Annotated in this window: 15 protein-coding genes and 1 pseudogene; 9 read left to right on the top strand and 7 right to left on the bottom strand. The window is 37.5% G+C overall.

The window, feature by feature from the left end:
* Position 1: 1 nt before the first annotated feature.
* Both VK91_RS10565 and VK91_RS10570 read left to right on the top strand, forming a co-directional pair.
* Positions 2 to 337, top strand: coding sequence for a YolD-like family protein (locus VK91_RS10565; protein ID WP_048392485.1), 336 nt, complete (start codon positions 2 to 4; stop codon positions 335 to 337).
* Positions 321 to 674, top strand: coding sequence for a hypothetical protein (locus tag VK91_RS10570; RefSeq protein WP_009370358.1), 354 nt, complete (start codon positions 321 to 323; stop codon positions 672 to 674). Before VK91_RS10565 ends, VK91_RS10570 begins: the two co-directional genes overlap by 17 nt.
* Before the next feature lie 61 nt (positions 675 to 735).
* Here VK91_RS10570 and VK91_RS10575 read toward each other — a convergent pair whose 3' ends face one another.
* The 5 genes from VK91_RS10575 to VK91_RS10590 form a co-directional block, all read right to left on the bottom strand.
* On the bottom strand, positions 736 to 1,476 hold the full coding sequence (locus VK91_RS10575; protein WP_048392486.1) for a hypothetical protein: 741 nt from the start codon (positions 1,474 to 1,476) through the stop codon (positions 736 to 738).
* 206 nt (positions 1,477 to 1,682) lie between these two features.
* Positions 1,683 to 2,159: a GNAT family N-acetyltransferase gene (locus tag VK91_RS10580; protein ID WP_048392488.1), complete on the bottom strand. Its 477-nt coding sequence runs from the start codon at positions 2,157 to 2,159 to the stop codon at positions 1,683 to 1,685.
* An 87-nt stretch (positions 2,160 to 2,246) separates the two neighbouring features.
* A complete protein-coding gene (locus VK91_RS10585; RefSeq protein ID WP_036076476.1) occupies positions 2,247 to 2,531 on the bottom strand; it encodes a hypothetical protein in 285 nt (94 codons plus the stop codon).
* A gap of 359 nt (positions 2,532 to 2,890) precedes the next feature.
* Complete coding sequence (locus VK91_RS22450) at positions 2,891 to 3,016, bottom strand: YjcZ family sporulation protein (RefSeq protein ID WP_081011033.1); 126 nt, start codon at positions 3,014 to 3,016, stop codon at positions 2,891 to 2,893.
* A gap of 251 nt (positions 3,017 to 3,267) precedes the next feature.
* Positions 3,268 to 3,492: a hypothetical protein gene (locus VK91_RS10590; RefSeq protein WP_004224247.1), complete on the bottom strand. Its 225-nt coding sequence runs from the start codon at positions 3,490 to 3,492 to the stop codon at positions 3,268 to 3,270.
* Positions 3,493 to 3,691: 199 nt separating this feature from the next.
* Between VK91_RS10590 and VK91_RS10595 the strand changes: the two genes are divergently transcribed.
* On the top strand, positions 3,692 to 4,672 hold the full coding sequence (locus VK91_RS10595; protein WP_048392490.1) for a DUF2268 domain-containing putative Zn-dependent protease: 981 nt from the start codon (positions 3,692 to 3,694) through the stop codon (positions 4,670 to 4,672).
* Between the two features lie 445 nt (positions 4,673 to 5,117).
* On the opposite strand, the gene VK91_RS10600 is transcribed toward VK91_RS10595, so the two are convergent.
* Complete coding sequence (locus VK91_RS10600) at positions 5,118 to 6,104, bottom strand: SDR family oxidoreductase (RefSeq protein WP_036076497.1); 987 nt, start codon at positions 6,102 to 6,104, stop codon at positions 5,118 to 5,120.
* A 92-nt stretch (positions 6,105 to 6,196) separates the two neighbouring features.
* Here VK91_RS10600 and VK91_RS22850 point away from each other — a divergent pair, with 92 nt between their 5' ends.
* The gene (locus VK91_RS22850; RefSeq protein WP_167444824.1) at positions 6,197 to 6,367 is read left to right on the top strand and encodes a hypothetical protein; all 171 of its coding nucleotides are present in this window, start codon (positions 6,197 to 6,199) and stop codon (positions 6,365 to 6,367) included.
* Positions 6,368 to 6,436: 69 nt separating this feature from the next.
* Here VK91_RS22850 and VK91_RS10605 read toward each other — a convergent pair whose 3' ends face one another.
* On the bottom strand, positions 6,437 to 7,993 hold the full coding sequence (locus tag VK91_RS10605; protein WP_048392492.1) for an S-layer homology domain-containing protein: 1,557 nt from the start codon (positions 7,991 to 7,993) through the stop codon (positions 6,437 to 6,439).
* 98 nt (positions 7,994 to 8,091) lie between these two features.
* Between VK91_RS10605 and VK91_RS23320 the strand changes: the two are divergent.
* From VK91_RS23320 to VK91_RS10625, 5 genes and pseudogenes are all read left to right on the top strand, one after another.
* Positions 8,092 to 8,388: pseudogene (locus VK91_RS23320) on the top strand (isochorismatase family protein); the annotation flags it as partial.
* Positions 8,389 to 8,402: 14 nt separating this feature from the next.
* On the top strand, positions 8,403 to 9,125 hold the full coding sequence (locus VK91_RS10610; RefSeq protein ID WP_048392494.1) for an SDR family oxidoreductase: 723 nt from the start codon (positions 8,403 to 8,405) through the stop codon (positions 9,123 to 9,125).
* A gap of 336 nt (positions 9,126 to 9,461) precedes the next feature.
* Positions 9,462 to 10,010, top strand: a complete 549-nt coding sequence (locus VK91_RS10615; protein WP_036076496.1) for a hypothetical protein — start codon at positions 9,462 to 9,464, stop codon at positions 10,008 to 10,010.
* Positions 10,011 to 10,380: 370 nt separating this feature from the next.
* Positions 10,381 to 11,442: a suppressor of fused domain protein gene (locus VK91_RS10620; RefSeq protein WP_048392496.1), complete on the top strand. Its 1,062-nt coding sequence runs from the start codon at positions 10,381 to 10,383 to the stop codon at positions 11,440 to 11,442.
* Positions 11,443 to 11,507: 65 nt separating this feature from the next.
* Positions 11,508 to 13,169, top strand: a complete 1,662-nt coding sequence (locus VK91_RS10625) for a DUF6138 family protein (protein ID WP_048392498.1) — start codon at positions 11,508 to 11,510, stop codon at positions 13,167 to 13,169.
* Positions 13,170 to 13,176: the final 7 nt, after the last annotated feature.

Here is a 13,176-nt window from a genome sequence, read left to right on the forward strand (position 1 = left end):
AATGATAAGAGATAGAGGAACGATGAAATGGACAGCGATGATGCTACCAGAGCATTTAATGCTTTTGAAGGCATGGAAACAAGAGGTGTTGACAGAGTTGCCTCGGGAACATGCTGAATGGGAGCTTGAAGAATTACAGCAAATAATCATACAAGCATTCACACAGCATAACTATATTATGTTAACTATATGGGAACATGGTGACTATGTGCAATGGGGAGGTACCATTCAAGCGATGAACGAGGACCGGCTGCTACTAGAAACCATTACCACAACGAAGCCCATCCCGTTAAGATACATTTATGCTGCTCGTATAGAAGATGATGGATGTGATTAATGGAGAGCAACGACGATTATTACATCAATATTTGCTGCTTGATTTAGCTGTGAAATCCTTGCAGCACGACCTAACAGTGGCGGAACATTTTAAGATGAAGCGTGTATTTTTACCTGCTATGGATGCCTTATTAAAGCAGCTACACAAAGATTATTTTCAATTAAAACGTCAGCTCGCCCAACAAAAAATACGATTAGTTGGCTGGCATCGGATTGATGACTATTTTAGTGATGTGCAGGTGGCTACCGCAGGCAATGATGAGGTACTACGCTATGCCAATCAAGCGTTAAAAACCCAAGTCGAAGAGCTAATGAATAAACATTTACACAATGCCTAGGCTTACGTCTACGACGAAAAAGCCAAAAGCTGATGACAGGAGTGGTCAGCTTTTGGCGGCTTTATTTCTCGATAGGTTTCACATCAATTTGCTCAACAAGAAACTCATTGTTAGTACGATTAAATTCATAGGTAATACGAACATCGGCTACATAGATAGGTGAGATGCCAATCGATCCAGGGATGTTTAACATTATTGTTTGATTTTCTACTGTATAAATGACCACACCACCGAAAGCAAGTTGCGCTTGCTTGATATCTGGTGCTGGATCAAAGTCATAATCAAATGTAGATTCTTTTCCCTGTGCTTTCATCGTAATCGCTAATGTGCCATCATCTTTTTTCGTAATCGTTGATTCAATAGTATGTGCAACGATGTCTTCATAATGTTGGACATTCATCTCCGATAAATCCTCTCCATTTACCACATGAATCTCATAGTGATTAAGGCCTGTCCCTCGTCCAGTTTGGATAATAATAGCAGCCTCTTCCTTATGATCATTTGTCAGATCTGTATAGAATAACTGAGGTTTAGTTCCTGTATCAGGGATTGTCCAGTCAAAATTTTTCCGCTTACCATCAATATCTAAAGTTACCTCTGTAATTTCATTTTGTGCTTCATTTCGTGCAAATAATTTCACCTTCTCATCATCGGAAACGGCGATCAATGGAGCCTCATGCTGTATCTCCAGCTGTGATGAGACCTGTTCAGCAGGGGTGTTTACTGTCTCGTTTGGAACAGTAACACTACATCCAGCTAGTAGAGAAATTCCTAATAACCATAGCCACATCTCTTTTTTCAATGTCTAGTTCCACCTTTTCTATAGCTAATTGACCTTATTATACTGTACAAACATGCCTCATAGCAGTTGAATTCGTGAAGGAAAAGCTTATATGCCAGGGAGTGGAGGTGTAACAATGAAATTCTTAGAGATGGTAGGGGAAAATAGAATTCCATTGTTTGTAAGGTACGTCTCGCATTTTGAAAAGCAAATGAGTGACGATTTCTTTACAATGGCAAATTCATAACGATTTGCTCACCAATAGGTCCCATTCTTCTTTCTCCATGATCCATAAAGCCCACTTTGACATATAAATTCTGTGCAGCTATATTTTTATGATTGACGACTAACACTACTTCATTACATTCTTTAAACTCCTGCTTCACAAAATCAGCAAGTGCAGACATAGCCTTTTTAGCATAGCCCCTACCTTGCTGCTGATGATCGATGGACAGGGCAGTTAGTAACATTGCCTGAGGATTACTAGAATATTGTTGGACTCTGTCCGTTGCATGAAGCACAAAAAAGCCGACAGGTACGCCACCACTTAAAATCACAATTGGATACTGTCCGACCTTCTCGATTGAAATCTCTTGAGGAAGTGCCGTAAATTGGTGTTGTTCTTCAGGTAATTCAAAACGATTTAACTGCTCTACATAGCTTTCAGAGAAATGTACTAACTCAATATTCGTTGTTTCTTGCATAAAAAAGCCCCCTTTTCTAATAGTTTAACCAGAGAACAAACGTTCGTCAAGGAGGCTTGTATTAAAATAATGTGGGGGTAGGTCATTTTAACTTAAAAGGGTACCAAAAAGTAAAATAAAAGAAATACTAATCATCACAATAAGTGTAATGACCATTGTTAAAATTCCTCGAAGCAAGGTCGTTAAATTTTTAACATTTTTCATACCGACCAGGCTTAGGTAGAAACAGGCAATAGACAAGAGTAGTGTCAACAGTAATGGATGGAAATGAAGATAGGTGTCAAAGAAGTCTTTCATTGAACCTGATAGAAAAAATAAAAGAATACAGCCCAAAGATAAGATAAATGACCAGAGATTTAAATTAATTCCCATTGTTTTCCTCCTTCCTATAAAAACGAATTTGTTGTAGGAATGTTCCGATGATTCCGCTTGATAGGGAAAAGGAGAAACTAAATGTGTGTTGCTAGAACAGGGTCACTCGGACGAAAGTGACCCCAAGTACCAAAAGGAGTGTAAAGTAAAGTTACAAGAACTTTACACTACTATTATTATGTGAAGCTAGCGGTTTAAGATAGTTATCTATCTAAATTACTAACTTTTAATTGTGAGTAAAAATGAATGAGCTAGAATAAAACGAAAAGGGAGGAGATTTGAATAGCTGTGGTAGCGATTCATGCTAAAAAGGCTTTAGCTTCTGTAATGGAACAGAGGCTAAAGCCTGAGACGATCAATTAACACATGAAGCTAGCACCAACGATAATAAGAAGGATGAATAGTACAACAATAAGCACGAATGTAGAGCTATTGCCGCTTCCATTGTCCCCGCCACAGTAACTATTGAAATTACAGTAACTCATGAAACACACCTCCTTTCTTTCTTTCTTTTAAAGTATGTATTGGACAAAAGGGGGGTGTTAGCGAGTAGAGAAAAAATGAGTTGTCCCTTCATTCGGGAATAAAGAGGTGAAAGCTTTACTTTATTATTATGATGGAATAGTAGCTTGAGTTAGTTGTTAGCCTGTATAGCATCAAGAATAATGAAACAAATTCTACTAATTGTATTGGTATTCAACACGATGTAAAAAAACATCCGTTCTAGGATGTTTTTTTAGTATAACGGCTGCTGCGTATGACAAGGGGGGAAGCCGTTCACATCATGAATCATATGAAGGTCGTATTGCTTTAAGGCAAATTGACTTTGATACAAATATTCAAGAACAAGCAGTTTTCCTCCCGATACGCCACAGAGGACACCAGAAGTTCCTTGACCATTTGTAAAAGAAACACCAACAGGCTGACCGATTAAATACGGAATTTTATGTTGCCAAGGCACAATAGCCACTCCTTTCACTATAATATATGAAAGGCGTGGCTAGAGGTTCTTACCTTCACAAAATCGTACACTCTGTTTGTGGAGATGCTAACTAAATACTGACAAATCAATCATTCTTTCATTACTATTTTTATGGTAATATAAGTTATATATGGGGTTATAAAGAATTTTTAGTTACTAACGATCGGGAGGAGAATGGATGAAATTTAAAAAGGGAATCACCTTTATTCTAGGTCTCTTACTACTTATGCTTGCTGCCTGTACACCAACAGAAAAAAGTGAGAGCCAACTTCATGAGAAAAAGCAAATAACAGATGATGAAGAGATGGTGCTCTCATTTGAGCACCCTCAAACCAAACAAAAATACAAAATCATTCATGCCAATCAACTGTTTTATCCGTATATGGAAAAGCTCAAAGAGAATCCGAATCTTTCAAGCTCGGAAACTCTGGATTTGTACAATAAGGAAGTTATTCAACCGATCTACCAGGATTGTTTTGAAAATGGGGAATATTATCATATGGCAGAAACCCTGCTTACTACGGTTCCTACAGGGTTAACAGAAATTCAAGTGGTGAGTGAAAAAATGGAGACGCATAAAGCAGAAATCAATCAACTCATTCAAGAATCGTTATTGAAATCCGCAGACCTCTTACCCTCTCAAAGAGATGTAGCCGTTTGTGTATTCCCTTCAGCAACCAATAATAGAATACCCTTCGCAGTTGGAGCGGGCAAAATAATCCTCCCGCTTAATCTAAATGTTTTGGATGATGGTATAAAGTCAACTGTTGCCCACGAATACCATCACAGCGTTTGGGCGGAAAAATATTTCAATAAAGATGTCGGAGCTTCGGTATTGGATAATATCGTCTTTGAAGGAAAAGCGGTCATGTTTGAAAAAACCGTTTATCCCGACTACGGCTATACAGCGAAGAATGTAACTTACAACAAGGAATTATGGTCTAAAGTAGAACCTGATTTACATAAGTACGACAGTAATCGTACCTCAGACATCTTATATGGTGGAAAAGGGTTACCGAAAAATTATGGTTACAGTGAAGGCTATAAGATGGTTAAATCCTATCTTGACTTGCATCCTAATCAAACACCAGAGGATTGGACAGCCTTAAGTGCAAAAGAAATTTTCGAAGAAGGAAAATACTTGGAACACTATCAATAACTATTTTGATGACATTTATTTGTGAGAGTTCAAAATTAAAGACTACGGTATTAAATCGCAGTGGCTTATGTAATGCCGCACAGTCCTATTAGCCTGATGGAATGAGGAGAACCTTCCCAAGAACAATGCAACGGCTTATTAATGAATTAAATCTTGGGGAAAGCTCCAACTAACAGAGTATGTAAAAAGGGATAGCATTGTACAAAAACATCTTGGGGGCGATGTTAAAGGTGCTATCCCGACATTAATGTATGTGAAAGAACTTAAGAACATTACCACTGTAAGTAAATTGAAAAGTAATTGAAATAAGGGTGTAAAGCTTTTATTATAGGTATAATCCTAGGCATCATGGATAAAAAAGGTGGATTTTCCTTGTCTGCTATGGATGAATTTATATTTTCATTTAATAGAAAACTTTTAGTACATATTTTAAATATAATGTCGATTATGAATTGGTTGATTCGCCACCATCTACATGCAAGACTTGCCCTGTAACATGCCTCGAATCATCTGATGCTAAATAGACAAAAGTAGGGGCGACTTCAAAGGGCTGAGCCATTCGGTTAAATAAATTAGTTCCATGTAAGGCGTTTTCATCAGAGGAAAAGCTAGAAGGAATAAGTGGTGTCCAAATACGGCCAGGGGCTATCGCGTTGACACGAATCTGTTTTTTGGCAACGCTTTTAGCTAGGGAACGAGTCCAGCCTACGATAGCCGCCTTTGTAGCAGAATAATCGATGAGTAAAGGTTCTCCAGCATAAGCCACAACGGAGGCAGTGCCAATAATGGAGCTTCCTGCTCGTAAATAAGGGAGAGCGGCTTTTGTCGTATAGAAGTGAGCATATACATTTAATTTAAAGGTTTCATCAAACTGTTCATCCGTGATGTCTGTCAGCTCATTTTGCTGAAATTGAATCCCAACATGGTTACATAAAATATCCAATTGACCAAAAGTGTTCATCGTTTCGGAAACAATGTCTACACATTGTTTTTTAAAGCGAAGATCTCCAGGAAGCAGCAGACATTTTTGTCCTAATTCTTCAACTCTTTTTTTCGTTCTTAGCGCATCTTCATGCTCATCTAAATAAGCAATGGCCACATCGGCCTCTTCTTTCGCAAAGGCAATGGCAGCAGCTGCACCCATCCCGCTATCACCCCCAGTAATAAGCGCCACTTTTCCCTTTAATTTACCACTCCCTTTATAATGAGGATTTTCTATGATGGGCTTAGGAACCATTAAGCTTTCCAATCCCGGTTGGCGTAATTGTCTTTGTTCAGGTTGAGTAAGTGGCACTTCTTTATATTGCGTAATCTTCCCATAGACAGGATATTGCGGGTATGGATCTTCCTTTTTATTGTCCTCAAACCACTTTTGATAAAAGTGGATTTGTGCTAATAATTCACGATAGTCCTTGTCATTCGGATTAGTAATAACCAATCCCTCCTTTTCCACATATACTATGAAAGCTTAGCTTTTTGTGTTAAACATCCAAACAAGCCGTGAAGGAAACAGGAGGACTGAAAATGGAGGTTGAATTTTTCCCAGAAGTTACGCGATTATTAGAAAATGAAGCGTCTACACTTGAGATCCATTATTTGAATGACACCTGGTTAACACCAACCATTGGCGTAAGACCACCTTATTATAGCTACCCAATCTACGAGTCATATTATCCGATTTGGGACAATGAATAAAACTGTAAACGAAGAAGCCATCTGATGCTGAAAAAACAACACCAGATGGCTTCTTTATTTATAAGAATATTAATAATTTTTAATCTCTTCGAAAGTCCCGAACGTTGCATCCCGTAGATTAATTGTACCATATATATTTTTCTTCCCATCAATCACTAGCACCTTTGGATGCATGTATTGTCTGGGAATACTTGATTTTTGTCCGTCCGTTTTGTGGAATGCTAAAATTTGTTGCAATGTCACATCATCGGTATACGTAAATCCACCGAAATCATCATTATAGGTATGAAAAGGTACCGGCCGAATGATAGGTAAATAATAAAATGTACGATCTTTTAGTACTTTTCCTTCAAATAGAACATCTCCATTATTTGTTACTGTGTAACGCTTATCACCGATATGATTCATGGCATCTGTATCAGATACCATCACACCTTGATAGTCGAAATAATATCGGTAATGCACCGTCTTGGGTGTTCTTATAATTTCTTCATTTTTCATAGATAATACAGTTCCATTGATTGTATGCTCTATTATGCCAGAATCACTGTTTATGAAATACATAGATATACCTTGTTTATCTAAATATCCTGCTTCTGATCCATATTCTTTTCCTGTATCTAATAATTTGTAATGCGCATCTGTAAAACTATGCATTAAGAAAAGGTTCATATTGATATATCCATGTTGACCTGGAATGTATTTTTTTACAATGGAGAAAGCATTTGATTGCATAAATTGATTTCTTAGCTGTAATCGTGATTCGTGAGGGCGACCAAAAAGGCTAGTCCCTTCAATTACCACTTCTTCGTCGATGGCAAAGTTACCATCATAGCGTGCATAAATATGAAGAAGAGAATTAGAAAAGGACACATGTAAATGGGATTTATTGATCGTTGTTACATTTGAAATTTTTTGAAATCCTAGCTCTTCAGCTGTTTTTTCAAAATGAATAACATGGTGATTGCGCTCAATTAATTTCATTGTTCTTGATAAAAAAGAAGCAAACTGCACACGTGTCACACTGTTTTTGGGATAGAAAGTATCTACATTGGAAATGCCTAAAGCATTAAGTGCCTCTATATAGGGTCTAGCTTCTTTATTTGCTTTCTGTATATCCACTACATCACTTTGCAAATCATAGGCATAGTCAATCAATGAATAGTTTCGGGCTAATACCATAAGTCGGTTTAACGTTAGTGCCATTTGTTCTCGTGTCATGTGATTATATGGATTTAGGCGTCCATTTTCTCCTTTAAAGATGCCATTATCGTAAAGTAAAGTTGAATACTTTAGCAATTCACGATCCTTCACACGAAGGGGCATATCCATAAAACGATCCATTTCCTCCCAATTTTTATCAACCTTCGCTATGCCGTTCTGTTCGATATATCGTCCCATCATTACGACAACTTGACCACGAGTAATCGTCGTGTTTGGGGAAAAAGTTGTCGGTGTTGTTCCCTTAATAATATTTCTTTTTGTTAGATCCTGTACTTCTTGTTGCATTTGATTCGGCAGTTTTTTTATATCATCAAAGCCACTTGCAGAGACAGAAATGTGATTCATTAAAAAAACGAAACAGAATAAAACGAACATTATTGTATAAATAAGCTTTCTTTTCATCTTTCACCTGCTTTAACCAATATCCACAAAATGATAGCATGTTTAAACAGATAAATTCTATTGGTAATAAATAACAAATATAAAGTGACCCAGAGCTAACTAGATTTATAAATGCTACTGGTATTAAAGAAATAATTATTGTTGGTTTATTTGCAGAAGGCTGTGTGACTGCAACTACTTTAGGTTCTCTTCACAATAATTTTAATACGACAATCGTAAAAGAGGCAGTGGCAAGTTCAAGTGATAAAAAGAGATTAATAGCATTAAATAAGATAAGATCAAATAAGGTGAAAGTTATTCATTCTTTTCAGTTAGTAGCGATAATTTTGAAAGGCAGAAATTCCTTTCACTTAAGGATATATACAAGCTACAGATTTCATTACATTTTGTCATGAGAAAGGATGGTAATATGAGTAGGAATTTTATTATCTTTGGAGCTAGCCAAGGATTGGGAGATGCATTTGTTAAGGGGTTACCTGTCAAAGGAGATACAGTATGGATGGTAGCACGAACGAGACCCAATAGTTTAGAACTAAATGATGGAGTAAATCGTCACTGGCTATCCATTGATCTGTCTAGTCAACAACAAATTTCCACTTTAAAAGAAGTGTTACAAGGCATTCCGCTCGATGTATTAATTTATAATGTGGGTGTATGGGAAAAGCATGGTTTTGAAGATGATTATACATTTGATAAGGATGAAGTAGAGGATATTTCGAAATTAATCAATATCAATCTAACTTCTACTATTACATATATTCAGGCACTTTTACCCAACTTAAGACAAGCGGAGCAGGGAAAGGTTATTTTAATTGGATCTACAGCAGGCTTAGATCACACAAACAATGCACAAGTTTCATTTGTCACATCTAAATTCGGCGTAAGGGGCATTACAAATGCACTACGTGAACATTTAAGGAAAGATAAAATTTCTGTCACATGCATTAATCCTGGTGAACTGGCAGCAGAAGTACCCTATGAAGAAGGAGCGGAAAAAGCCATTCATTTATATGAAGGTACACGAATCCCCGTACAAGATATTGTCTCTCTTGTGCAATGTGTAATTAATCTATCAGCAGTCTCCTGTGTAAAAGAAATTAATGTCCCAGCCATAACGGATTTAAATGCATGATTACTCAGTGAACGCTACTCAAAATTGAGTAGCGTCTTTTAATAAAAAGGACAAATAGATTCCTTACCTTAGAAAAAATTTTCACGATCCCTTCACACATAACACTACAATTAGGCTCATATAAATAAAGGTAGTAAAAAAATCAACATCCTTTCATCGTCATAACCAATTCTAAAAATACTTCCAGCCTATTAAATCTTAAGAAAATCTTCAGGTTCTACTAGGAAATATTTAAGATTCGCTGTGTATAATTATAAAAAAAGGAAATTAACGAAACCATTTGAAGATTTAAAACGTATTGGTAGTAGGAGAGAGAATATTGAAGTAGGTGAAGATATGGCACATACGATTTACATAGTATTAACCAAAACAGGGACGTTATTATCAAAAGCGATCGGCATGTATACGGGCAAGGAGATGAATCATGCATCCATAGCCTTTGATGAGGGGCTATTTGAAATGTATAGCTTTGGTCGAAGGCAATTGAACAATCCGTTAAGTGGGGGCTTTTTACGAGAGGATGCAGAAAGAGGGCTATTTGAGTGTGCGGATTGTGTTATTTATCGCTGTCGTATATCACATTATCAATATTTAGACATGATGAAAATTGTCCGTTATATGTACTGGAATCGAGATCGCTATAAATATAATTTTATCGGACTTTTTGGTGTGGTGATGCAAAAGGAAGTGAGACGTGAGCGTGCTTATTTTTGTTCCCAGTTTGTAGCGACGCTACTAAAGGTGGGAGGGCTAAAAATATATCAAAACCCAGCATTAATGACGCCTCATTGCCTAGCGCAATTACCGTATTTAGAGAAAGTATTTGCAGGGAAATTGGCAGATTATTTACAAACGGTTCGTGAGCCAGCTATGCTATATGGTTAAGATGCACTACCTGACGTTTAAATAGTAAAATAGACACTCATGCGACAATCTTCTATTTTGTAAGAGGATTGTCTTTTTATCTTTCAGCGAAAAACACCCTTCTTTATCGGTGGTGCGATAAATGTACAAATTGTACTTTTTGATTCAATGGTGTCCCAATACTTTTCGAGCAAGCCGAAAAAAATGAACGCAATTACGCTAAGGCGTCATCAATATTAGTCATATTTACCCCATATAGAATGTCAATAAACCTAGTTGCTGGAAATTGGAAAATGAGTCCTATTCCTGTTAAAAGAGTCACCATAAAATTGCTATCATAAATAATAGATACGTACGTTCTACGAGTGATATCAGCAAGGAGGATATGGAAATGAGTGATGAAATAGCAGCAGTTGGCTGGGATGCGATTGATCAGGCATTAGCACAGGTATATGGTGAGCAGGAGCCAAAGCATTATGGAACTTTGATTCCCTATTCACTAGGAGGACAAGATCCTTTAGATGGAATTAGTGTTTATAAAAGCGAAACATCCATTCCGCATTGGCATCTTGTTACATATGGCTTCTCGGAACTATATGAAAAGGAATTTGAAAACAAGGACTATAGTGGATATGGATTTGAATTAACATTTCGACTAGTACGTCAACTAGATGAGGACGAGCCACCTGCTTGGGCATTGAATTTACTACAGAATATGGGCAGATATGTGTTTAATAGTGGTAATGTTTTTAGAGCGGGAGATTATTTGGATGCAAATGGTCCGATTTGCCTCGATGCCGACACACAATTAACGGCACTAGCCTTTACACATGATCCAGAGCTTGCTGAAATCGATACACCAAATGGCAAGATGGAGTTTATCCAAATGGTCGGTATTTCAGAGGATGAGTTAGAAGCGATGCAGACATGGAATACACTTGGTGTACTACAGGCTGGCATGAAGCAAATACCAAGCTATACTACGGATTTAACAAGAACTTCTCTCCTACAAAATCCTGAAGTTGCCGAGGCAGTTGTGCGAGGAATGGAGGAAGATGGCTCTAATACGGGGTTTCTTTTCGTAGATCAACTTGCTTGGGAAGTAGAAAAAAAGAGCTGGTTTAACAAACCGTCTAATGTTGTTCAACTTGGAGCAAAGCAAGCAGCTGTCATTAGTAAATTATTACGTGGACGTATTCTGAAAGATAAAGATCTTACCTTAGTCGGTCAACAAATAACGATAATATTTAAAGCAGGCCCTCAGATAGGCTATTCAGAGAATGGTCAAGAGATTACGATCACATTGAACAAGGCAGCGGTAGAAGAATTAAGTCAGAGGCTGATACCGCAAGAAAGTCAATTCACTATTTCTTCTTTAGCTGGTGTAAGTTTTCAAATTTTGAAGACACATATTAAAAATCAAGAAGGAGCGGTTGTGAAAACAATCGGATAAGATGGATCTCTCGCTAAGGCTTTAGCGGGAGATTTTTCTCTAACCATAGAAAGGGAGGATGTAAAGTGAAGCAGTGTGTAGAGCATTTTCTAGCGGCTGTGTGGGAGCAAATCACGGCTGTTTATCAACAAGAGAGTAAACGAATAACAGGGCTGAAAGAGCAAAGTAGGTTACAAGCAGGCATCCTTCAATATTTGAAAGTTGCCTGGAAAAAAGGAAAAAGTCCTAATGGAACAATCTTTATAGATGTTTATGAGCCATTTAGTTGGAGTGATAGCTCCTATAAGGTGGAAGCGGGTTCATACATACAAGAATTTACAGATGTCCAGCATATTGAAGAGCTTTTTAGTGCTTTATGTACTAAAACAGAGGAAGTATTTCAATCTGAGCAATACGGTCCCCGATTTTTTGATTACCGCTTTGAGGTTGTGCTGGAATTTGAACATGATAAAACGGTGCTTCATTATCAAAAGGAGCTGTTGAATAATCGTAAACTAGCGTCAACGAAACAAGTGCTGGCAAGCTTTATAGAAACAAAGGTGATGGCAGAGCTACCAGTAAGACCAAGTGACAATGATGAATTTTTCCTTGCGAAGCATTTGGTCAATCCACATTTTTTCCATCAAACAGCTGAGGAAGTCGAACCATTTATTCATCGGCTTCAAGAAAAGCATCGGGCGAATAAAGAACGTTTAGACAAATGGATTTATTATTATACAATGGCCTTTAAGCAGTGGGCAGAGGAGCATTTTTTAACGCACTATTTTGAACAAGCAGGCGATTATAGGAAAGAGTGGGTATTGAAAACAGAGGACTCGGTACAACAACTAGAGCAGGAAAAACTAGATTTCTTTCTTTATGTCGCGTTGAAGATTGGTCAAAAAGAGCCAGCCACTCGATTAGAATACTTGGAACTTGCGAAGCAGCTTGGCTCGCTGCAGGCAGCTAATTATTTGGAAAAAGGAAGCGGTCGTTTTGAAAGTATAAGAAAGCGGGATGTATTCGAAGGACAGGCAAATGATATTTTACAAACGATTGATATACGAGTGATGGTAGAAGAGGAAAACGCTTATCGTGAAGCCCTTTACTATATCATTCAACTGCTACAAGAAGGTTTTCCAAAGGGCTATAAGCTGACTTTAAAGAGTAAAGCGAAAAATTATCTTCCTATTAAAAAGTTAGCTAAATCAAAGCTTCATCAATTTTTCGCCAATTGCCTACAATATCCAAATCTTTTCCCTTTATTAACGGACTATGCCCAGCTTGCTATGGAGGAATTTGCTTGGTATCAGGATGTTGAGCCGAGTGAAAAATCAGCTATGCCCAGCACCTATGCGGTTTTTGGATTAGGACTTTATAGCAAGGATTATTTTCCACTTGTTCAACGATATATGTTACTCGTTGATACAGAGCATCAATCCGTACAAGATGCTTATGCGGAAGCCTTTCTTGAAGCACATGGCTTATCAGTAGAGATGATGCCTGTGTTTGTAGCTATTTTACTTGGTGCAAGTGAATCAGCTAAGCCAATAAAGAACATTGACATCATGGATTTAGATTTGCTCGTGGCACTCGGACAAGAACTTGAAAAGAAAGCAGATTATCAGCGTCCATTTGTTTTATATCGAATATTCGGTAGTTCCAAGAAGCTTGCTCAGCGACTAAAGCAAGAATCAGCACCAATAAGGGATGAACTTGAGAAATTACTGCAATGGATGGATTCCTGAAGGGGGT

Source organism: Lysinibacillus sp. LK3 (genome assembly GCF_001043675.1).
In the GTDB taxonomy this organism is placed as follows: domain Bacteria; phylum Bacillota; class Bacilli; order Bacillales_A; family Planococcaceae; genus Lysinibacillus; species Lysinibacillus capsici.